The following is a 22,336-nucleotide window of genomic DNA, read 5'->3' as shown; positions in this document are numbered from 1 at the left end:
GAGTAAGATTGAAAGCTTATTAAATAATAAAATGCAAAAAAAAATCGACCTTAACGGGTCGATTTTTTTGGTTTTAATAACATGGCATCTGGATATTTTTTCCGGACTTCTTTAAATTTTCTCTCGGCATCTAACTTGTTCTGAAATCTGCCAACTCTAACTCGGTATGTGGGGGAGTCAAAATCAATTTTAGAAGGAAGGTCAGGAAAATCCTGTTCCACATTATTCTGGAGATTCTGTGCTTTGCTATAAGAACCAAAGCCGACTTGAATGCGATAATAATCCGAACTTTCGTTTGAAGTCTTGTATATTTCGATTAAATCTGTGATCTTTTCGTCTTGTTCAATGTTAATTTGGCCTTGTTGGGCATAACTAAATGTTAAAGACGCCATGGTGAAACTAAGTACAAAAATTGTCTTCATTGTAGTGAAATAATTGGGTTTTAATATTTTATGTAAAAGTAGTTTATTCGTAAGTATTCAATAGGGTCGCGTTTTATTTAGAATAATTATAAATTGCGCATTATAGATCCGTTAACATTTTCAAAATAAAGTCTAATGCTTATTTTTGCCTTCGATTTTAGCACTGATAATAACAATCTAAGTATTTCTCAAAATGAAATTATCGTGCCAAGATGTCGATAGAAATAAGATTCATATGAAAAAGGTTCCGTACCGCCATTCGATTTCTAAGGTTTTAGGTGTAACTCTATTTGTTTTCCTGTTATTTTCCGTTTCTATATCTGCTCAAGAAGACGGTGCTGCAGACGAAGCTGCTACTGAGGCTGCTGGTGCTGGTGATACGGCGGGAGATCCTGCAAAAGGGAAAGCACTATTTAATCAAAACTGTGCTGCTTGTCACGCTTTAAATCGTAAGATGACTGGTCCAGCTCTAGCTAACGTAGAGACTAGATTGTCTGAGGACGAAGGGTTAGATCGTGAGTGGTTGTATAAGTGGATTAAAAATAGTCCAGGTTTAATTGCTTCTGGAGACTCTTACGCCAAAAAGGTGTATGCTGAGTATAATCAGGCGGCAATGACTCCTTTTCCAACATTTTCGAATGAGGATATAGATAATATTTTAGCCTATACGGCTGCTCCGCCAAAAACAGCTGCTCCGGCTGCTGCAGGTGCAGATGCTGCTGCTGGTACTTCAGGGGCTTCTGCTGCGGGAGGTATATCTAATGAAATTATATTGGGTGCTCTTGCGCTTGTCTTTGCTCTTTTAGTTGGGATGTTGTTCTTGGTGAATAAGACTCTTAGAAGAATTGCTGAGGCAAACGGAGTTGTTTTGGAAGATGATGCGTCTCCAAAACGATTGCCTTTATGGAAAGCTTTTGCTAAAAACCAGTTCTTGGTTTTGGTAACTGTTGTTTTCTTGTTGTTAGGTAGTGCTTATTTTGCATATGGTTGGATGATGCAGGTTGGTGTTGATCAAGGTTATCAGCCAATTCAGCCAATTCATTATTCTCACCGTATCCATGCTGGAGATAATAAAATAGAATGTAAGTATTGTCATTCTTCTGCACGTGTGTCTAAAACTTCTGGTATTCCTGCGCTTAATGTGTGTATGAACTGTCATAAGTCAATTTACCAAGTTGCTGATGAGACCTTAGAAGAAGGTAAGCGTGAGTATGGTGTTGATTATAACAAAGAGATTAAGAAGTTATACGCCGCTGTAGGTTGGGATGAGGAAAATCAAAAATACACAGGTGAAAGTCAGCCAGTAGAATGGGTGCGTATTCATAACTTGCCAGATTTTGCATATTTCAATCACTCTCAGCACGTAAGTGTTGCTGGAATTGAATGTCAGCAGTGTCATGGTCCTGTAGAGGAAATGGAGATTATGTATCAATTTGCTCCTTTAACTATGGGTTGGTGTATTAACTGTCACCGAGAGACTGAAATTAAAGTTGAGGGTAACGCATACTACGATAAAATTCATACCGAGCTTTCCAAGAAATATGGTGTTGAAAAGTTGACGGCCGCACAAATGGGTGGTCTGGAATGTGGAAAGTGTCATTATTAATCGAACTAGAAAGTAGCTAATTACATAAAAACGTATGGCATCAAACAAAAAATATTGGAAGAACGAGGCGGAATTAAATCCGAACGATTCCATTGTTGAGACGCTAAAGCAGAACGAATTTGTTGAACCGATTCCTGTAGATGATTTTTTGGGTGATAAAGAAAGTCTATCCGCTACATCTACTAACAGAAGAGATTTCCTCAAGTACGTAGGTTTTAGTACAGCAGCCGCTTCATTGGCTGCCTGTGAAGGACCTGTGCATAAATCTATTCCTTATGTTGTTCAGCCAGAAAATATTATTCCTGGTGTTGCAAATTTTTATGCGACTACTATAGCAAACGGTTTTGACTTTGCAAGTATTCTTATAAAGACAAGAGAAGGTCGTCCAATTAAGGTTGAAAACAATAAAGATGCTAAAGTAGCGGGTTCTGCAAATGCTAGAGTTCAGGCATCTGTACTTTCATTATATGATAGTACGCGCTTACAGGGTCCCATGGCAAATGGTGAGCCTACTGAATGGTCTGTTTTAGATGCAGCGGTTAAGGCAAAGTTGGGAAGTCTTAAAGGCTCAGGTCAGCAAATTGCATTGTTGACTCAAACTTATGCTAGTCCTTCTACAGATAGACTAATTGGTGATTTAAAGGCTGAATATAGTAATGTAAACCATGTGGTTTATGATGCTATTTCAGAAGATGCAGCCGCTAGTGCTTATGAAGCAAAATACGGTGAGCGTGCATTGGCAGATTACGATTTTGAAAAAGCTGAACTTATAGTTTCTTTCGGAGCGGATTTCTTAGGGGATTGGCAAGGTGGTGGCTATGATGGTGGTTATGCAAAAGGTAGAGTGCCTAAGAACGGTAAAATGTCTCGTCACGTACAGTTTGAGGCGAATATGAGTTTGAGTGGTGCTAATGCTGATAAGCGTGTGCCTTTAACTCCAATGCAACAGAAAATAGCTTTGGCTCAGTTGTATGCTAAGTTAAACGGAACAAGTGTTGGTGGTGAACTTTCTGAGAATGTTCAAAAGACTATTGACGACGTTGCTGCTGAAATACGAAAGAATAAAAGTGGAGCTGTAATTGTTACAGGTCTAGATGATATAAACGCCCAAACGGTTGTGCTTGCAATAAACGAAATGTTGGGAAGTAAAGCATTTGATGCTGCTTCTCCTCGTTATGTTAGACAAGGTAATGTTAAGGCGGTACAGAAGTTGATCTCTGATATGAAAGCGGGCAAAGTTGGTGCGTTACTAGTAGATGGTGTTAACCCTATGTACACTTTGCCAAATGCGGCAGATTTTAAAGAGGGTGTTGAGAAAGTAGGTCTTTCGGTTGTGTTTTCTAATAACTGGAATGAAACTACAGAAGTTGCTCAGTATACCGCATCTGCTAACCACTTCTTAGAATCATGGGGTGATACTCAAATCAAGAAAGGGCAATACAGTTTGGTTCAGCCAACTATTAAGGAGCTTTTTGATACAAGACAGTTTCAAACAGCTTTATTAACTTGGTTAGGTAGCGATAAATCATACTACGAATACGTAAAGGAAACTTGGACTCAGTCAATTTTGGTTGGTAACGATTGGAACAAAGCACTTCATGATGGTGTTTATTCTGCTGCAGGTATGACTTTAGCTTCTAGTGCTGATGCTGATCCTGAGAATACGGTTTCTGCTGAAGTAGATAAAGAAGCTGTTGATGTTGTAGAGGAAGTTGTTGCGCAATCAGGAATTCCTATTGCAACGGCAATTAATAGCTTGGTTAACGCTACAAGCGGTGGTGGTGTTGAGCTTACTTTGTACTCTAAAACGGGTATGGGTGCTGGACAACAAGCAAATAACCCTTGGTTACAAGAATTCCCTGATCCTATTACTAGAGTGTCTTGGGATAACTATGTTACCGTTTCTAAAGCTGATGCAGAACGTTTAGGTTTTGTAAATGAGCATGTAGCTAACGGCGGTTTAGATGGTAGTTATGCTAACGTTACTGTAAATGGTGTTGTAGTAAATAATATTCCTGTAATCATCCAGCCAGGTCAAGCTATTGGTTCTATCGGTCTTTCTTTCGGTTACGGAAGAAAAGTAGGTATGAAAACTGAGATGCAGACTGGTGTAAATGCTTATCCTTTATATCAAGACTTTAATAGTGTGCAAGCTGCTACTATAGAGAAGGCTTCTGGAATGCATGAATTTGCATGTATTCAGTTGCATAAGACTTTAATGGGTAGAGGAGATATCATTAAGGAGACTACCTTAGAGATTTTCAATACAAAAGATCATTCTGAGTGGAATGAAGTGCCGATGGTTTCATTGGATCATCAAGAAGTACCTGCTACTTCTGTAGATTTATGGGATAGTTTTGATCGTACTATCGGTCATCACTTCAACATGTCAATAGACTTAAATGCTTGTACCGGTTGTGGTGCTTGTGTTATTGCTTGTCATGCTGAGAACAACGTTCCGGTAGTAGGTAAGGAAGAAGTTAGAAAGAGTAGAGATATGCACTGGTTGCGTATTGATAGATATTATTCTTCAGAAGATACATTTGAAGGTGATAATATCAAGAAGGATGAATTTGATGGTTTAACTGGTGATAAAGGTTCTTTAAGTGGTTTTGGTGAGTTGGAGCATCCAGCAGCTAATCCTCAAGTAGCTTTTCAGCCTGTAATGTGTCAGCACTGTAATCACGCACCATGTGAAACGGTTTGTCCTGTTGCGGCAACATCACATAGCCGTCAAGGTCAGAACCATATGGCTTATAACCGTTGTGTAGGTACAAGATACTGTGCTAACAACTGTCCGTACAAAGTTCGTAGGTTTAACTGGTTCTTGTATAACAACAATGACGAGTTTGATTACCACATGAACAATGACTTGGGCAAGATGGTATTGAATCCTGATGTAAACGTTCGTTCAAGAGGGGTTATAGAAAAATGTTCTATGTGTATTCAGAAGACTCAAAAGTCTATCTTAGATGCTAAAAGAGATGGACGTCTTGTTAAAGATGAAGAGTTTCAGACAGCGTGTTCGTCTGCATGTGGTACAGGAGCTATAGTCTTTGGAGATGTTAATGATAAGGAAAGTGAAGTTTCCGAATTGGTAGAGAGTAACCGTATGTACCATTTATTGGAGCATGTGGGAACCAAGCCAAATGTGTTCTATCATGTTAAGGTTAGGAACACGATCGAAGCATAAAACCGTATTTAAGTAAACAACTATAATAGAATTATATGGCGTCGCATTACGAAGCACCTATACGAAAGCCCTTAGTTGTCGGGGATAAAGGCTACCACGATGTTAGTGTGGATATTGCCGCTCCGGTTGAGGGTAGGGCCAATAAGCATTGGTGGATTGTGTTTTCCATTGCCTTAGTGGCATTTCTTTGGGGTGTTGGTTGTATTATTTATACAGTCTCTACCGGTATTGGAACATGGGGTTTGAACAAGACCGTTAACTGGGCTTGGGATATTACTAACTTTGTTTGGTGGGTAGGTATCGGTCACGCGGGTACCTTAATATCCGCGGTACTATTATTGTTCCGTCAAAAATGGAGAATGGCTATTAACCGTTCAGCAGAGGCTATGACTATTTTCTCTGTTATCCAGGCGGGTTTGTTCCCAATTATTCACATGGGTCGTCCTTGGTTGGCTTACTGGGTATTACCTATTCCTAACCAATTTGGTTCGCTTTGGGTAAACTTTAACTCACCGTTGCTTTGGGATGTATTTGCAATTTCAACGTATCTATCTGTATCATTGGTTTTCTGGTGGACAGGTTTACTTCCGGATTTTGCGATGATTCGTGATAGAGCGGTACTTCCTTTCCAAAAGAAGATATATGGTCTTTTAAGTTTTGGGTGGAGTGGTAGAGCTAAAGATTGGCAGCGTTTTGAAGAAGTATCATTGGTTTTGGCCGGTTTGGCTACACCACTTGTACTTTCTGTGCATACCATTGTATCATTTGACTTTGCAACGGCGGTAATTCCAGGATGGCATACAACTATATTCCCTCCTTACTTTGTTGCAGGTGCAATTTTCTCTGGATTTGCAATGGTTAATACGCTTTTGATTATCATGCGTAAAGTATGTCACTTAGAAGATTACATTACTGTTCAACATATTGAGTTAATGAACATTGTTATCATGTTAACGGGTTCTATTGTAGGTTGTGCTTACATAACAGAGCTGTTTATGGCTTGGTATTCTGGTGTTGAATACGAACAATATGCATTCTTGAACAGGGCAACCGGACCTTACTGGTGGGCTTATTGGTCAATGATGACTTGTAATGTTTTCTCTCCACAGTTTATGTGGTTTAAAAAGTTGCGTACAAGTATCATGTTCTCATTTGCAATATCTATTGTAGTGAACATTGGTATGTGGTTTGAGCGTTTTGTAATTATTGTTACTTCGCTTCACCGTGATTACCTTCCGTCTTCATGGACTATGTTCTCTCCAACGTTTGTAGATATAGGAATCTTTATAGGTACTATTGGGTTCTTCTTTGTGTTGTTCTTACTATATGCTAGAACGTTCCCCGTAATTGCTCAAGCAGAGGTTAAATCTATCTTAAAAGCATCAGGAAGCAAGTATAAGAAATTGAGAGATGCGGGTCAGCCACTATATCAAATCACTAAATTGACTGATACGGCTGTGAAAGAAGAAATTATTACTGATGATGTTTTGATGGGAGAAGTAGTTCCTCAGCAAGATACTAGCGAGAGTGTATCGGAGCTTTTGAGTACTATCGGTAAATTTGATGCTACTAAAGAAACGGCAGATAACCTTAAAGAAATTAAAGGTGTTGGACCGCAGATGGAAGCAACTCTTAATGGAATTGGAATTTTCACTTTTGCCCAAGTAGGTAGAATGACCAATAAAGAGTATGATTTGTTAGATTCAATTACCGAATCGTTCCCAGGTAGGGCACAAAGAGATGATTGGGCAGGTCAAGCAAGATTATTAAACAATAAGAAACAATAGCTATGGCATCTAAAGCGATACATGCATATTATGATGATGATGACGTGCTAATGCTTGCCGTTAAAAGGGTAAAGGCAGCCAAGCATCACATCGAAGAAGTATATTGTCCATTTCCTGTTCACGGTTTGGACAAAGCCATGGGTCTGGCTCCTACGCGTATTGCCATTACATCCTTCATTTACGGCTGTATTGGTCTTACTGTAGCTACTGTTATGATGAATTACATTATGATAGAGGATTGGCCTCAGGATATTGGTGGTAAGCCAAGTTTTAGCTACATAGAGAATATGCCTTCTTTCGTTCCAATTATGTTCGAACTTACGGTTTTCTTTGCGGCTCACTTAATGGTGATAACCTTTTATATGAGAAGTCGTTTGTGGCCTTTTAAAGAAGCTGAGAATCCAGATGTTCGTACTACTGATGACCATTTTTTAATGGAAATCGATATTCACGATAACGAGAAAGAATTGAAGGATCTGTTGTTGGATACAGGGGCAGTAGAGATAAACATAGTTGAAAAAACCAGTCATTAAATATGAACAGTTTTAGCAAAATAGGAATCGTTTTTGGGTTGCTACTGTGTGTTACGGCTTGCGCCGATAAGAACAGTCCCAACTATCAATATATGCCTAACATGTACGAACCGGTAGGTTACGAGGCTTACGGAGAGGTAGATTTCCTTCCGAACCGTCAGGAAGCTATGGCTCCACCGGCAAATACAATTTCACGTGGATGGATACCTTATGGGTATGAGAATACACCTGAAGGTAAAGAGTTGGCAAGAATTCAAAAAAGTCCGTTAGATTCTTTGAGTATGGAGGAAGATTTGGCCGTTGGTGGTCAGTTGTATACCATATATTGTGCTATTTGTCACGGTGATAAAGGAGATGGGCAAGGTACACTAGTTAAAAGAGAGAAGATTTTGGGAGTACCAAAATACTCGGACCCAGCTAGAAATATTACAATTGGTACTACTTACCATACTATTCATTACGGATTGAACTCTATGGGTTCTTATGCATCTCAGATGAATACAAAAGAGATGTGGCAAGTTTCGGAGTACGTGATGAAATTGAAACAAGACTTAACTAAATAATACTTAGAAAAGGGATATGTATACGTTTTCAAACAAATTAAAGATCGGTTCCTTTATTTTAATGGCTCTTGGGATACTAGGTATTGCTATCGGATTCATATCGGCACCTAGTACAATCGAGGAGGCAAAAGCTATAGTTGCCAGTCATGGTGATGGTCACGGAGATGCTCATGGTGCAGTTGATGCTCATGAGGTAACCGGTCACGAAGTTTCTGCTGAAACTCACGGTGAAGCTGCCGAAGCACATGGAGAGTCTCACGACTCTTCTCATGATGAACACCTTTTACATCAATTACAGAACAAGCCATGGGCAGCATTATATGTAGCAGCATTCTTTTTCTTTATGATTGCTTTAGGTGTATTGGCTTTTTACGCAATACAGAGAGCGGCCCAAGCGGGTTGGTCTCCATTACTTTTTAGGGTAATGGAAGGTATAACCTCTTATTTGGTACCTGGTGGTATTATTGTATTCGTGATATTAGCTTTATCTATGTTTCACATGAATCACCTGTTTGTTTGGGCAGATGCTGATGTTGTTGCAAATGACCACCTATTGCAAGGGAAGGCTGGTTACTTAAATCCTACATTCTTTTTGATTCGGGCAGCTATATTTTTAGGAGGATGGATATTTTATAGAGAATACTCTAGAAAATTATCATTAAAACAAGATGAGTCTGATGACAACTCCAACTTTAAATTAAACTTTAGAATATCTGCTGGTTTCCTAGTGTTTTATTTGATTTCAGAATCAATTATGTCTTGGGACTGGATTATGAGTGTTGATCCTCACTGGTTCAGTACACTATTCGGATGGTATGTGTTTGCTAGTATGTTTGTATCTGGAATTACTGTAATTGCTATGGTAACGATATACTTAAAGTCTAGAGGTTATTTGCCAGATGTAAATGATAGTCATATACACGATTTAGCTAAATTCATGTTCGGTATCAGTATTTTTTGGACGTACCTTTGGTTTTCGCAATTCATGTTGATTTGGTATTCTAACATTCCTGAAGAGATTACATATTTCATAACAAGAATTGAAGATTATAGATTACCATTCTTTGGAATGGTTGCAATGAACTTTTTGTTCCCTGTATTACTTTTAATGAATAGCGATTACAAGCGTCTTAACTGGTTTGTTATTATGGCTGGTGTTGTTATTCTTGGAGGACATTACATGGATATTTTCAATATGATTATGCCATCAACTGTAGGTGATCAATGGTTTATAGGTATTCCTGAAATAGGTGCTGTGCTTTTCTTTGCAGGTTTATTTATTTTCTGGGTGTTCCGTGCTTTGACAACCGCGCCTTTACAGCCTAAACGTAATCCGTTTATTGAGGAAAGCAGACATTTTCATTATTAGTATTTTTAACGTATAATAGTAGAACATACGATGACTACATTATTGACTTTAGTGGTTTTGGCCCTTGTGGCGATAGCGATTTGGCAGATGACGAAGATTTTCGAATTGTCGCAGCTCAAGGCCGAAAATTCTCAAATAGCCAACGATTCGGATAACAAAACGAACGGATACCTTCTGTTCGCCTTTCTTATCTTCATCTACGGAATTACAATTTTCAGTTTCTGGAAATATTCTAAATTTTTGCTTCCTGAAGCAGGTTCTGCACATGGAGCCGAGTATGATTCCTTAATGTTGGTGTCCTTTGTAATCATCTTTATGGTTCAAACACTTACGCAGGGACTATTGCATTACTTTGGTTACAAGTATCGTGGCGTTAAGGGTAATAGAGCTCTTTTCTTTGCGGATAGTGATCGTCTAGAATTTATATGGACTATTATTCCAGTTATAGTTTTATCAGGTCTTATCCTTTGGGGATTATATACTTGGACAACCATAATGGACATCAACGATGACGATGATCCTTTAATTGTTGAACTTTACGCCCAACAGTTTAACTGGACTGCTAGATATGGCGGGGAAGATAACGTTCTTGGTATGGCTAACGTTAGAATGATTGATATAGACAAAGCCAATGTTCTTGGTTTAGATGAATCTGATACGTATGCTGCTGATGATATTATTGTTAAAGAACTTCACTTACCAGTTGGTAGAAAAGTAAACTTTAAAATGCGTTCTCAAGACGTATTGCACTCTGCATATATGCCTCACTTTAGAGCTCAGATGAATTGTGTTCCAGGTATGATTACGCAGTTTTCTTTTACACCTATATACACTACGGAAGAGATGAGACAGAATCCGGATGTAGTAGATAAGGTAAAGCGTACAAATGTAATCAGAGCTGAAAGAGCCGCTAATGGAGAGGATAATTCTGATCCTTGGGAATTTGATTATATTTTGCTTTGTAATAAAATATGTGGAAAGTCTCACTACAACATGCAAATGAAGATTATTGTAGAGACACAAGAGGAGTATGATGCTTGGATAGCCGAACAGAAAACCTTCGGGCAGAGTGTAATGGGGCAAGCATCAACAGATGAATTCAATAATATTGAGTCCGCTACTGCTGTTAATTAATACGCACTAACGTATTAGTAATAGGTTGTCGGGAAGAGCTTTGAAAGAAAATTTTAAAATTAAAGAATAACAAATATGTCTGTTACTGCAAATGCACAGGTTGATGATCATGCACATGACGATCATGAGCATCACCACAAACAAACCTTTGTAACCAAATATATATTTAGTCAAGATCATAAAATGATCTCTAAACAATATTTGATTCTTGGTGTATTCGTTATGGGGGCAATTGGTATTGCAATGTCTCTTTTGTTTCGAATGCAATTGGCTTGGCCAGGAGAATCTTTTTCTGTCTTTGAAGCTTTATTAGGAAAATGGGCACCTGAAGGTGTTATGGATGCAGATGTATATCTAGCTTTAGTTACTATACATGGTACTATCATGGTGTTTTTTGTATTAACTCAGGGCTTAAGTGGTACGTTTAGTAACCTGCTTATTCCATTGCAGATTGGTGCAAGAGATATGGCATCTGGTTTCATGAATATGCTATCCTTTTGGATGTTTTTCGTTTCATGTATCATAATGTTATCTTCCTTGTTTTTGGAAGCAGGACCAGCAGCAGCAGGATGGACAATTTATCCTCCTTTAAGCGCTTTGCCTATGGCTCAACCAGGTTCTGGTATGGGTATGACGCTTTGGTTAGTTGCAATGGCAATATTTGTCGCTTCTTCACTTATTGGATCATTAAATTATGTAGTAACGGTAATTAACCTTCGTACGAAGGGGATGTCTATGACAAGATTACCTTTAACTATTTGGGCATTTTTTGTAACTGCTATTATTGGTATTATATCGTTTCCTGTATTGTTGTCAGCAGCATTATTGTTGATAATGGATAGAAGTTTCGGAACATCTTTCTTTTTGTCTGATATATTCATACAAGGTGAAGTGTTACATTATCAAGGTGGTTCTCCTGTATTATACGAACACCTTTTCTGGTTCTTGGGTCACCCTGAGGTTTATATTGTAATCTTACCAGCAATGGGTATTGTATCTGAGGTAATGGCAGTAAATGCTAGAAAACCTATTTTTGGATACCGTGCAATGATTGCTTCTATTTTAGCAATAGCATTCTTATCGACTATCGTTTGGGGTCACCATATGTTTATCTCTGGTATGAACCCATTTTTGGGATCCGTATTTACATTTACAACTCTGTTGATTGCTATACCATCAGCGGTAAAAGCCTTTAACTGGATTACTACACTTTGGAAAGGTAACCTACAATTGAATCCGGCCATGCTGTTTTCAATAGGTATGGTTTCTACTTTCATTACCGGTGGTCTTACGGGTATTGTTTTAGGTGATAGTACACTAGATATTAACGTTCATGATACGTATTTTGTGATTGCTCACTTCCACTTGGTAATGGGTATATCTGCACTATATGGGATGTTTGCTGGTATTTACCACTGGTTCCCTACTATGTTCGAAGGTAAAATGATGAACAAGAACTTAGGGTATATTCATTTTTGGATAACAGCTGTTGGTTCATATGGTATTTTCTTTCCAATGCACTTTGTGGGTATGGCAGGTGTACCAAGACGTTACTATGAGAATACAGCGTTCCCAATGTTTGATGAATTGACAGACATTCAGGTATTGATGACTGTGTTTGCAATCATTACAGCTGGTGCTCAACTTATATTTGTATTCAACTTTGTAAGAAGTATTTTCTATGGTAAGGTAGGTCCTAGAAACCCATGGAAAGCGAATACTTTGGAATGGACTACTCCACAAGAGCATATACATGGTAACTGGCCTGGTGCTATTCCTGAAGTTCACCGTTGGGCTTATGATTATAGTAAGGTAGATGAGAATGATGAATACATTATCCCAGGACAAGATTTTGTCCCTCAGACAGTGCCTTTACAGAAAGATGAAGAAGAGCTTCAACATTAAAATATAGATTAACTCAAATAAAAATGCCTAACTATTATAGTTAGGCATTTTTTTTGATACATTTATTTAAGATCCTTTCCAGATAAGAACAATAAAAGATACATTCGCAGATTATTAGATATTAACCTAACCAACTTGTAACAAAGACACTATACCATGAGAATATCAGTTTTTCTATTTGCTTTATTAATTTCGTTTCAAGCCTTTTCTCAACGTAAACCAAAAATAAAAGGGAATAAAGAAGTAGTAGATGTATACCAGGAATTACCTCCTTTTCATGCAATTGAATTAAGGGATGACCTTGAAATAAGATTACACGATTCAACAGAAGAAGGTATAGCTATTACTGCAGATGATAATCTTATTGATGTACTTAGATTTAAAGTTGAGGATAGTGTTTTGCAAATAAGCTCGTTTTATAATATCACTCGAAAGAAGAAGTTAGAAATCACTGTCAATTACATCTACTTAGAATCTATTACCATGTATGATGGTGAGATAGATATGGATGGGGCTATTACTTCAAAAGATCTTTATGTGGATATGCATGAATCATCTAAGTTGAACTTGAATGCAGATGCCGAAGTTTTCAATATTAATATGGAAGGCAACAGTTCAGGTGAATTTAACTTAAAAGGGCAAGAAGTCAACTTGGTACTTAAAGATAGAATAGACGTTAAAATATTTTCGAATAGCGATTTGAGTAATGTTAAGATGTACAAAAACGCAACGGCCATACTAGAAGGAACTACCTACGAGTTATATGCCAACCTTCTAGAGAATTCAAAGATGAAAGGTGAAAAGCTAGAAGCAGAAGCAATTTACCTTACTATAGAAGAATCTGCAAGTGCGGATGTTCGTCCAACCAAAACCATACAACTTACTTCTAGCGGTAGTGCTAAAACCCATTTATTTGGTGAAGGTAAGATAGAGATAATAGATTTTCTTGATACTTCTGCATTGCTTAAAGAAAAATAGTAGAACAGCTTTTACTCTACTTTGCAATAGGCGCACTCATGCAGTGCTCTGGAATACCAAAACCATCTACTAAGACTTCTATATGAGGTCTTAGTTCGGTACATAAGCGTTCTACGCGTTGGCGTATAGCCTTTGATTTGGTTCCGCCAATATAACCTTGTTCTAGATACCACTCTGCATCTTGTCGTATAGTACGTAATGCATGAAGTGTACCCAACTTCTGGAACAAAGCACGGTTCTTATCGTCCTCTATAGTTTTTACAAAGTCACAGTAGGTAGAATAGGCCAATTCGTTACTGTAGGCTTTTCCCAAGGCAACTAAATGGCTTTGTACTTTTAAAAAGGCTTGGTATGAGGGCACTCCTTTTTTGATATAATCTCTAATGCGCATTGCTAATGAATAGGTGAGGCGTCTCGTATGATAATCAAAAGCATGTTTATGAAATTTAGGATTGTACAAATGGTCCTTATCGATCTTGTTTGTGTAGATAGGGTTAATAGTCGTTAACTTATCATTTATTTGTATACCTAGTATCTTCAATACGGCAGAGAACCCAGCGCTATTAAACTCCGATTTAAAGTCAGATAGGACTCCTTTAGCAGCCAATAATAGTAATACGGTATTATCACCTTCAAAAGTGGTGAAGATGTCTACATCTCCCTTTAGGTCTGCTATTCGGTTTTCTAAAAGGTATCCTTTTCCGCCACAAGCTTCACGACATTCTTGAATAGTATCATTCGCGTACCAGGTAATTATCGACTTTAATCCAGCTACTTGAGTTTCTACTTTTCGCTTATCTGGTTGAGACGGATCGCAATACTGTTGCATCATCTTATCCAGAGTAACATGGTACACATAGGCGCTAGCTACTAAAGGTGTGAGGCGTAATTGATGCGTAGGGTAGTCCATTAGAAGGTCTTCTTGCACTTTTATGCTGTCATTAAACTGTCTTCGCTTGAGTGCATGTTTAATAGCAACGGCTAAAGCGAATTTAGCGCCTCCTAGGCCTGCTCTTGCAACACAAATTCTTCCGCCGACCAAAGTTCCCAGCATGGTAAAGAAACGCTTGTTAGGGTTTTTAATGTCCGAATAGTAGGTGCCATCTTCTTTGATGTCCCCATATTTATTCAATAGATTTTCTCTAGGTACAGCTACTTGGTTAAACCATATTTTACCATTATCAACTCCGTTAAGACCCAATTTGTAGCCATTGTCTTCTACGATTACACCAGGCAAAAGCTCATGTGTCTCATTTCTAAGTGGAACGAGAATAGCGTGTACGCCTTCGTTTTTTCCGTTAACAATAAGTTGGGCGAATACGGAGGCCATCTTAGAATGTAATGCATTACCAATATATTCTTTGTTGTCGTTTTTTCCTGGGGTATGAATAACGATTTTGTTTGTCTTGTTGTCGTAAGTTGCAGTTGTTTTAATGCCACGCACATTGGAACCGTGGCCTGTTTCGGTCATGGCAAAGCAACCTAAAATTTCTGTCTTGCCTGTTTTTGATAAATGCTGGTCGTGGTGTTTTTTGGTTCCTAACTTTTGTATGCTTCCGCCAAAGAGTCCAAATTGAACGCCGAATTTTATAGACAGGCTACCATCGGCAAACATCATATTTTCGAACATATAGGCATAGCCTTCCATATCATTGGCTCCGCCGTATGCTTCTGGGTACGCCATGGCACCATAACCTTTATTGGCTAAAAACTTTACTTGGTTCAGAACAACCTCTCTGAAGTCTTCTTTGTTTCTATGAACGTCCCATTTAAAAATAGGGTCTGCAAGTACCTCTCTAAAATCATCAATCACTTTTGCATGCTTTCCTTTTAAAATAGTATCAATTTCATTTGCATTATAAAAGTCGGAGGTAGCTTCATGGGCTACTTCCACATCAAAAAGATGGTTGTAGTGATTAGGTTGAATGCCTAACTGTATTTCAATATGTTTCAATTGTTCGTTAAATGGACAGTCGCCTTCATAGTGGGAAACTACTTTTTGACTGAACGTAGCTAAAGGATACGTTTCACTTTCAACCAATTTTACAGCCGAGTTAGAAATCGTTTGTTTCCATTTTTTTAATTCTGAATTTGCAGGTGGATTATTCGTATTAAGCCATGAAAGCAATTGTGCCCTACTTTTCTCAGATAGGGTTTTGTCTGCATCTATAGCATTTTGTACGACATTGATTTCTGATGCCGTAAGCAGGTCGTCAGACCAGATGACATAGTAAAAAGGAATGTACTGAAGTATTTCTGAAGCGTAAGTGGAGTCTTGCATGGAATGAAATTACGAAAATTATTTTCACAAAAAGTAGGTTTCTACCCATATAGGAAACGATAGATTAGGGTCATGAAGTATAGTGGGCTTGTTTCTTTTTCTGCTATCTTTGTTTTGATATGAACGAGTACTTAGACGCCGAAGGGGAGAATTTCACACCTGAGGAATTTGATATAGAAAGAGCTTTACGCCCCATAAGTTTTGATGACTTTACGGGTCAAGAGCAAGTGTTGGAGAATTTAAAGGTTTTTGTGGAAGCGGCCAACCAAAGGGGCGAAGCGCTAGATCATACCTTGTTTCATGGGCCTCCTGGCTTAGGTAAGACCACTTTGGCACATATTCTGGCGAGTGAATTAGGAGTGGGAATCAAAATTACTTCTGGTCCCGTTTTGGACAAACCAGGAGACCTAGCAGGTCTTCTTACGAATCTAGATGAACGCGATGTCCTTTTTATTGATGAGATCCATCGGTTGAGCCCAATTGTAGAAGAGTATCTGTATTCGGCCATGGAAGATTATAAAATTGATATTATGATTGAGTCGGGTCCTAATGCCCGGTCAGTACAGATAAACCTTAATCCATTTACGCTTATAGGAGCTACTACACGATCAGGATTGCTAACGGCGCCCATGCGTGCACGATTTGGTATCCAAAGCCGTTTACAATATTATTCTACTGAGTTGCTTTCAACAATTGTTGAACGTAGTGCAGAAATATTGAAAGTAGAGATTACTCAAGATGCGGCTATTGAGATTGCAGGTAGAAGTAGGGGAACACCAAGAATCTGTAATGCCTTATTAAGAAGAGTGCGTGATTTTGCTCAAATTAAGGGTAACGGAAATATAGATATGGAAATCTCAAAGTACAGCCTGAAAGCATTGAATGTTGATGCACATGGTTTGGATGAGATGGATAATAAGATTCTAACAACAATAATAGATAAATTTAAAGGAGGACCAGTGGGTATAACTACGTTGGCAACGGCAGTTTCTGAAAGTGCCGAAACTATAGAAGAGGTGTATGAACCCTTTTTGATTCAACAAGGTTTTATCATGCGAACGCCACGTGGACGTGAAGTAACTGATTTGGCCTATAAACACTTAGGAAGGCTCAAGGGTGGAGTGCAACCTGGGTTGTTTTAATATGAACTCCAAAGAGAAATACTCAGAACTTATTAAAACCGAAGCCAAACGCCTCGGTTTTTTGTCCTGTGGTATTTCCAAAGCCGATTTTTTAGAAGAGGAAGCTCCTCGACTTGAAAAATGGCTAAATAATAACATGCATGGCGAAATGTCGTACATGGCCAATCATTTTGATAAACGACTAGACCCGCGTTTATTGGTGGATGGCGCTAAGTCCGTTATTTCTTTGTTACTCAATTATTATCCTGAAGAAACACAAGAAGACGACACGTATAAAATATCTAAGTATGCTTATGGCCACGATTACCACCACGTTATTAAATCAAAATTGCGTGAACTTCAAAATTTCATCTCTGAAAATATAGGCGAGGTAGAAGGTAGGGCTTTTGTAGATTCCGCTCCCGTACTGGATAAAGCATGGGCTGCAAAAAGTGGATTGGGTTGGATAGGTAAACACAGTAATCTACTCACTCAGCAGGTAGGCTCCTTTTATTTTATTGCCGAACTTATTGTTGATTTGGATTTAGAATATGATACTCGCGTTACGGACCATTGTGGTACATGCACCGCCTGTATAGATTCTTGCCCAACGGAGGCCATTGTTGAGCCGTATGTGGTTGATGGTAGTAAATGTATTTCATACTTTACGATAGAGCTTAAAAACGAGATTCCTACGGAATTTGAAGGCAAGTTTGATGATTGGGCATTTGGTTGCGATGTATGTCAAGATGTGTGTCCGTGGAATCGTTTTTCTAAACCTCATAAAGAACCATTGTTCAATCCTCACCCCGAACTATTGTCAATGTCTAAAAAAGATTGGGAAGAAATTACCGAGGATGTGTTTAGAAAGGTTTTTCAAAAATCTGCCGTAAAACGAACAAAATTCTCTGGTTTGCAGCGAAACATCAAGTTTTTAAAATAACTGTTCATCCAACGAAAACGTTAGAGTTCGTCAACTTTTAGATTTTACTGTTAAGTTCTTTCCAGTGGAGGATTTATTATCCTATCTTGTTAGGTAGTTTTTAGACCAAAACCAACTTAGAATGAACTTTATTAAAAAACCTAGCTTAAGTTTTTGGCAGATTTTCAATATGAATGTAGGCTTTCTTGGCATTCAGTTTAGTTTTGGACTTCAGCAAACCGCAATCAATCCTGTTTTCTTGTTTTTAGGTGCTTCAGAAGATATGCTGCCTATTTTAAATATAGCTGGACCGGTAACGGGATTAATAATTCAACCTATAATAGGAGCTATATCAGATAAGACCTGGTCACCTCGCTTTGGTAGGCGTAAGCCGTTTTTCTTAATTGGGGCCATTATAGGAAGTCTTTGTTTATTCGCATTTCCATTAAGTCCAGCTTTATGGTTCGCCGTAGGTCTACTGTGGATTTTAGATGTGGGGAACAATATGGCCATGGAGCCTTATCGTGCGTTTGTGGGAGATAAATTGCCTGAAAAGCAATTGAGTCTTGGGTATCAAATGCAAAGTTTATTTGTGGGTGCGGGTATCGTTTTGGCTAACGCCTCAATTTTCTTATTTCAAGATTGGTTCAGTGTAGAAGATGTTGTTGATGTGGCAGGTTCCATTCCAAAATGGCTGTACTATTCCTTTTTCATTGGTGCCTTCTTATCAGTAGCTACCATTCTTTGGTCGGTATTGAAAACACCTGAAATTCCACCATCAGAAGAAGAATTTGAAGAGATAAAGGCGCATAAGGCCATGTCATCTGGTCAACGATTCAATATGCCGTTTGTAGAGATAACAAGAGCAATTAAAGAAATGCCTTCTTTTATGTGGAAACTTTCGGTAGTTTATCTTTTTCAATGGTACGCCCTTTTTGTGTATTGGCAGTTCATAACACCTTTGTTTATGAGTACAATGGGTTTTAACCTTTCGGAAGCGGCTGCTCAATCTGCAAAAATGAGTACTACCTACAATATTACAACTATGATTGTGGCGCTGGCTTTGGTTCCATTGGCTCTTAAATATGGAAGTAAAAAAATCTATGCGACAAGCTTGTTGGGAACCGGTCTTGCACTTTTTGCTATTCCGTATATTTCTGATTCAATCTATGTACTTTTTCCAATGGTGCTCTTTGGTATAGGTTGGGCGGCCATGATGGGTATACCTTATACTATGGTGGCCAAGATTGTTCCACAAGACAGGAGAGGAGTATATATGGGTATTTTAAATATGATGATTGTTATTCCTATGGGTATAGAAACTGTGACTTTTGGGCCTATCTTTAAAAACCTTCTTGGAGGTAATGCAGTGAACGCTATTCTATTTGCAGGTACATTTTTTATTCTCGCCAGCGTATTTTCCTTACGGTTAAACGTAAAAGCTGATAAGGAGGCGTAAATTGTTTAAAACCTGATTTTGTAGTGCAGCGGATCGGTATCTTGGAAATTTATACGGTTCACTTACTACACTTATCCGTTGAATACCCTTAAATTTGTTTTCTAAAATCTAATGGACTTATGGGCAATGAAAAACTGAGAAGGGAAGCATTGATATATCATGCTAAACCGCAGCCTGGGAAAATAAAAATCGTTCCTACAAAACCGTATTCTACACAACGCGATTTGGCTTTGGCCTATTCGCCAGGTGTGGCAGAACCTTGTCTTGAAATTGCGAAGGATAAAGAAAATGTATATAAGTATACCTCTAAAGGTAATCTTGTTGCGATTATATCTAACGGAACCGCTGTTTTGGGTCTGGGGAATATTGGTCCAGAAGCCTCTAAACCTGTTATGGAAGGTAAAGGTTTGTTGTTCAAGATTTTTGCTGATATAGATGGAATAGATATAGAGGTTGATACTGAAGATGTAGATAAATTTGTTGAGACTGTAAAAATGATCGCTCCTACTTTTGGAGGAATCAATTTAGAAGATATAAAAGCCCCGGAAGCTTTTGAAATAGAAAGAAGGCTAAAAGAAGAGCTTGATATTCCGGTGATGCATGATGATCAGCATGGAACTGCAATTATTTCTGCCGCAGCATTACTAAATGCCCTTGAATTATCTGAAAAGAAAATGAGTGAGGCACGGATTGTAATAAGTGGCGCTGGTGCTGCAGCTGTATCTTGTACAAAATTGTATAAAGCTTTTGGTGCTAAAGCCGAAAATATTGTCATGTTAGACAGTAAGGGGGTTATTAGAAAAGATGCAGAAAATTTATCTGCCTCTAAAAAAGAATTTGCTACAGATAGAAAAATAGATACGCTTTCTGAAGCAATGGTAGATGCAGATGTATTTGTAGGATTATCTATTGCTAATATTGTAACTGCAGACATGTTAATGTCAATGGCTAAAAATCCCATTGTGTTTGCAATGGCCAATCCTGATCCAGAGGTAAGTTATGATTTGGCTGTAAAGACTCGTAAAGACATTATTATGGCTACGGGACGCTCAGATCATCCTAACCAGGTGAACAACGTACTAGGTTTTCCTTTTATTTTTAGAGGAGCTTTAGATGTTCGTGCTACAACTATTAACGAAGAGATGAAAATGGCCGCTGTTAAAGCATTGGCCGATCTTACCAAGCAGCCTGTTCCAGAGCAAGTAAATATTGCTTATGGAGAGACAAGGTTGACTTTTGGTAAAGAATATATAATTCCAAAACCTTTTGATCAACGTTTGATAGCTGAAATTCCACCAGCCGTAGCTAAAGCTGCAATGGATAGTGGTGTGGCTAAGAATCCTATTGAAGATTGGGGTCGGTACAAGGAAGAGTTATTGCAACGTTCTGGTAACGACAATAAGGTGGTGCGTTTATTGCATAACCGAGCCAAAATGAATAAAAAGCGTATTGTTTTTGCTGAGGCCGATCATTTGGATGTACTTAAGACAGCACAGATTGTTTATGAAGAAGGTATTGCAGAACCTATTCTTTTAGGGCGAAAAGAAGTTATTCTAGAGCTAAAAAAGGAGATAGATTTTGATGCTGATATAGAGATTTTAGATCCGACTTCTAAGGAGTTTGATGAAAAACACATACGTTACGCGACCAAGTTTTGGGAAAGTAGAAAAAGAAGTGGCACTACGCTTTATAGCGCTAAAATAAGAATGAGACAACGTAACTACTTTGGTGCTATGATGGTGCTTGAAGGAGATGCAGATGGAATGATTTCTGGTTACTCAAGAGCTTATCCAACAGTAGTGAAACCTATTCTTGAGGTTATTGGTAGAGCTTCTAACGTTAAGAAGGTATCTACGGTAAACATCATGATTACCGATAAAGGACCTTTATTCTTATCCGATACTTCTATAAACATTGATCCAAGCGCAGAAGAGATTGCCGAAATAGCACAGAATGCAGCTAATGTTGCGTCTACTTTTGGTTTTGAACCTGTATTGGCTTTGTTGTCTTATGCAAACTTTGGTTCATCTAGCCATCCTCATGCTAAAAAGGTAAGAGAGGCGGTTCGGATTTTACATGAAAGAAATCCTGATTTAGTCGTTGATGGAGAGATCCAAACGGATTTTGCATTGAATAAGGAGTTACTACAGAGTCAGTTTCCTTTTTCTAAACTTGCAGGTAAAAAAGTCAATACCTTGATTTTCCCTAACCTAGAGGCAGCGAACATCACTTACAAACTATTAAAAGAATTAAACCAAGCAGATAGTATTGGTCCAATCATGGTTGGTCTAAGAAGATCAGTTCATATTCTTCAGTTAGGAGCAAGTGTAGATGAAATGGTAAATATGACGGCAGTTGCGGTTATAGATGCCCAAGAAAGAGAAAAAAGAAAAAAAGCCAAATCAACACAGGCTAAATAAAAGTAATTGTCCGGCTGTAATGGCCGGACAAAATAACCCCCAAAACCACACCGGACATGATAACCCATCTTAAAGGCAAACTTGTAGAAAAGAATCCAACATATGTAGTAATAGAATGTGGTGGAGTGGGGTATTTTGTAAATATTTCTTTGAATACTTTTTCTAAAATAGGAGATTCAGAAAGTATTAGTTTGTTCACCCATCTTCAGGTGAAGGAAGATTCACACACGTTATTTGGTTTTGCTGAAAGGTCGGAACGTGAAATTTTTCGTCTTTTATTATCGGTTTCCGGTATAGGTTCAAGTACGGCAAGAACCATGCTTTCTTCATTGGAACCTGCTCAAATTAGAGATGCTATTGCAAATGGGGACGTGCCTACAATTCAATCTATCAAAGGCATAGGAGCCAAAACAGCCCAAAGAGTAATCCTAGACCTTCGTGACAAGATTTTAAAAGTTTACGATATAGGCGAAGTTTCCGCACTTGCGAACAATACTAATAAAGAAGAAGCGTTATCTGCTTTAGAGGTTCTTGGCTTTGTAAGAAGACAAGCTGAAAAGGTAGTTGATAAAGTACTCACCCAAGATCCCTCGCTCAGCGTAGAGAACATAATTAAACTTGCGCTTAAAAATTTATAACAAGT

At 38.3% G+C, this 22,336-nt stretch carries 16 protein-coding genes; 14 read left to right on the top strand and 2 right to left on the bottom strand.

The genetic code is table 11. The features are described from left to right. Positions 1 to 50: 50 nt before the first annotated feature. Positions 51 to 422, bottom strand: a complete 372-nt coding sequence (locus tag HW347_RS14715; protein ID WP_155594813.1) for an SPOR domain-containing protein — start codon at positions 420 to 422, stop codon at positions 51 to 53. Between the two features lie 235 nt (positions 423 to 657). On the opposite strand from HW347_RS14715, the gene HW347_RS14710 reads away from it, so the two are divergent. From HW347_RS14710 to HW347_RS14670, 9 genes are all read left to right on the top strand, one after another. After that, the gene (locus HW347_RS14710) at positions 658 to 2,028 is read left to right on the top strand and encodes a c-type cytochrome (RefSeq protein WP_214612777.1); all 1,371 of its coding nucleotides are present in this window, start codon (positions 658 to 660) and stop codon (positions 2,026 to 2,028) included. 34 nt (positions 2,029 to 2,062) lie between these two features. Next, the gene (locus HW347_RS14705; protein ID WP_214612534.1) at positions 2,063 to 5,221 is read left to right on the top strand and encodes a TAT-variant-translocated molybdopterin oxidoreductase; all 3,159 of its coding nucleotides are present in this window, start codon (positions 2,063 to 2,065) and stop codon (positions 5,219 to 5,221) included. 35 nt (positions 5,222 to 5,256) lie between these two features. Then, a complete protein-coding gene (gene nrfD / locus HW347_RS14700; protein WP_214612533.1) occupies positions 5,257 to 7,008 on the top strand; it encodes an NrfD/PsrC family molybdoenzyme membrane anchor subunit in 1,752 nt (583 codons plus the stop codon). 2 nt (positions 7,009 to 7,010) lie between these two features. Beyond that, positions 7,011 to 7,541: a DUF3341 domain-containing protein gene (locus tag HW347_RS14695; RefSeq protein ID WP_214612532.1), complete on the top strand. Its 531-nt coding sequence runs from the start codon at positions 7,011 to 7,013 to the stop codon at positions 7,539 to 7,541. Between the two features lie 2 nt (positions 7,542 to 7,543). Continuing rightward, positions 7,544 to 8,104, top strand: coding sequence for a c-type cytochrome (locus HW347_RS14690; protein WP_214612531.1), 561 nt, complete (start codon positions 7,544 to 7,546; stop codon positions 8,102 to 8,104). Positions 8,105 to 8,120: 16 nt separating this feature from the next. Continuing rightward, positions 8,121 to 9,473, top strand: a complete 1,353-nt coding sequence (locus tag HW347_RS14685) for a quinol:cytochrome C oxidoreductase (protein WP_214612530.1) — start codon at positions 8,121 to 8,123, stop codon at positions 9,471 to 9,473. Between the two features lie 30 nt (positions 9,474 to 9,503). Continuing rightward, positions 9,504 to 10,607, top strand: coding sequence for a cytochrome c oxidase subunit II (locus HW347_RS14680; RefSeq protein WP_214612529.1), 1,104 nt, complete (start codon positions 9,504 to 9,506; stop codon positions 10,605 to 10,607). Positions 10,608 to 10,682: 75 nt separating this feature from the next. Then, positions 10,683 to 12,512: a cytochrome c oxidase subunit I gene (locus tag HW347_RS14675; protein ID WP_214612528.1), complete on the top strand. Its 1,830-nt coding sequence runs from the start codon at positions 10,683 to 10,685 to the stop codon at positions 12,510 to 12,512. 156 nt (positions 12,513 to 12,668) lie between these two features. Beyond that, a complete protein-coding gene (locus tag HW347_RS14670) occupies positions 12,669 to 13,490 on the top strand; it encodes a GIN domain-containing protein (protein ID WP_214612527.1) in 822 nt (273 codons plus the stop codon). A gap of 16 nt (positions 13,491 to 13,506) precedes the next feature. Here the strand turns inward: HW347_RS14670 and HW347_RS14665 are convergent, their stop codons facing one another. Further along, positions 13,507 to 15,771 (bottom strand): acyl-CoA dehydrogenase family protein, encoded by a 2,265-nt coding sequence (locus tag HW347_RS14665; RefSeq protein WP_214612526.1) that lies wholly within the window; start codon positions 15,769 to 15,771, stop codon positions 13,507 to 13,509. A 119-nt stretch (positions 15,772 to 15,890) separates the two neighbouring features. Here HW347_RS14665 and ruvB point away from each other — a divergent pair, with 119 nt between their 5' ends. From ruvB to ruvA, 5 genes are all read left to right on the top strand, one after another. After that, positions 15,891 to 16,913 (top strand): Holliday junction branch migration DNA helicase RuvB, encoded by a 1,023-nt coding sequence (gene ruvB, locus HW347_RS14660; RefSeq protein WP_214612525.1) that lies wholly within the window; start codon positions 15,891 to 15,893, stop codon positions 16,911 to 16,913. Position 16,914: 1 nt separating this feature from the next. Continuing rightward, entirely contained in the window at positions 16,915 to 17,835 is a 921-nt protein-coding gene (queG, locus tag HW347_RS14655) for a tRNA epoxyqueuosine(34) reductase QueG (RefSeq protein ID WP_214612524.1), read from the top strand. Positions 17,836 to 17,956: 121 nt separating this feature from the next. Further along, positions 17,957 to 19,273, top strand: a complete 1,317-nt coding sequence (locus HW347_RS14650; RefSeq protein WP_214612523.1) for an MFS transporter — start codon at positions 17,957 to 17,959, stop codon at positions 19,271 to 19,273. Positions 19,274 to 19,392: 119 nt separating this feature from the next. Next, on the top strand, positions 19,393 to 21,693 hold the full coding sequence (locus HW347_RS14645) for an NADP-dependent malic enzyme (RefSeq protein WP_214612522.1): 2,301 nt from the start codon (positions 19,393 to 19,395) through the stop codon (positions 21,691 to 21,693). A gap of 56 nt (positions 21,694 to 21,749) precedes the next feature. Beyond that, on the top strand, positions 21,750 to 22,331 hold the full coding sequence (gene ruvA / locus HW347_RS14640) for a Holliday junction branch migration protein RuvA (RefSeq protein WP_214612521.1): 582 nt from the start codon (positions 21,750 to 21,752) through the stop codon (positions 22,329 to 22,331). Positions 22,332 to 22,336: the final 5 nt, after the last annotated feature.

The organism is Zobellia barbeyronii (assembly GCF_018603515.1).
In the GTDB taxonomy this organism is placed as follows: Bacteria; Bacteroidota; Bacteroidia; order Flavobacteriales; family Flavobacteriaceae; genus Zobellia; species Zobellia barbeyronii.
This window is presented reverse-complemented; position numbering and strand designations above follow the sequence as displayed.

Coding starts and splice junctions, on each gene's coding strand:
- HW347_RS14645 (WP_214612522.1), top strand. CDS start 19,393: ATGGGCAATGAAAAACTGAGAAGGGAAGCATTGATATATCATGCTAAA.
- HW347_RS14680 (WP_214612529.1), top strand. CDS start 9,504: ATGACTACATTATTGACTTTAGTGGTTTTGGCCCTTGTGGCGATAGCG.
- ruvA (WP_214612521.1), top strand. CDS start 21,750: ATGATAACCCATCTTAAAGGCAAACTTGTAGAAAAGAATCCAACATAT.
- HW347_RS14675 (WP_214612528.1), top strand. CDS start 10,683: ATGTCTGTTACTGCAAATGCACAGGTTGATGATCATGCACATGACGAT.
- HW347_RS14705 (WP_214612534.1), top strand. CDS start 2,063: ATGGCATCAAACAAAAAATATTGGAAGAACGAGGCGGAATTAAATCCG.
- HW347_RS14715 (WP_155594813.1), bottom strand. CDS start 422: ATGAAGACAATTTTTGTACTTAGTTTCACCATGGCGTCTTTAACATTT.
- ruvB (WP_214612525.1), top strand. CDS start 15,891: ATGAACGAGTACTTAGACGCCGAAGGGGAGAATTTCACACCTGAGGAA.
- HW347_RS14710 (WP_214612777.1), top strand. CDS start 658: ATGAAAAAGGTTCCGTACCGCCATTCGATTTCTAAGGTTTTAGGTGTA.
- HW347_RS14650 (WP_214612523.1), top strand. CDS start 17,957: ATGAACTTTATTAAAAAACCTAGCTTAAGTTTTTGGCAGATTTTCAAT.
- HW347_RS14690 (WP_214612531.1), top strand. CDS start 7,544: ATGAACAGTTTTAGCAAAATAGGAATCGTTTTTGGGTTGCTACTGTGT.
- HW347_RS14685 (WP_214612530.1), top strand. CDS start 8,121: ATGTATACGTTTTCAAACAAATTAAAGATCGGTTCCTTTATTTTAATG.
- nrfD (WP_214612533.1), top strand. CDS start 5,257: ATGGCGTCGCATTACGAAGCACCTATACGAAAGCCCTTAGTTGTCGGG.
- queG (WP_214612524.1), top strand. CDS start 16,915: ATGAACTCCAAAGAGAAATACTCAGAACTTATTAAAACCGAAGCCAAA.
- HW347_RS14665 (WP_214612526.1), bottom strand. CDS start 15,771: ATGCAAGACTCCACTTACGCTTCAGAAATACTTCAGTACATTCCTTTT.
- HW347_RS14670 (WP_214612527.1), top strand. CDS start 12,669: ATGAGAATATCAGTTTTTCTATTTGCTTTATTAATTTCGTTTCAAGCC.
- HW347_RS14695 (WP_214612532.1), top strand. CDS start 7,011: ATGGCATCTAAAGCGATACATGCATATTATGATGATGATGACGTGCTA.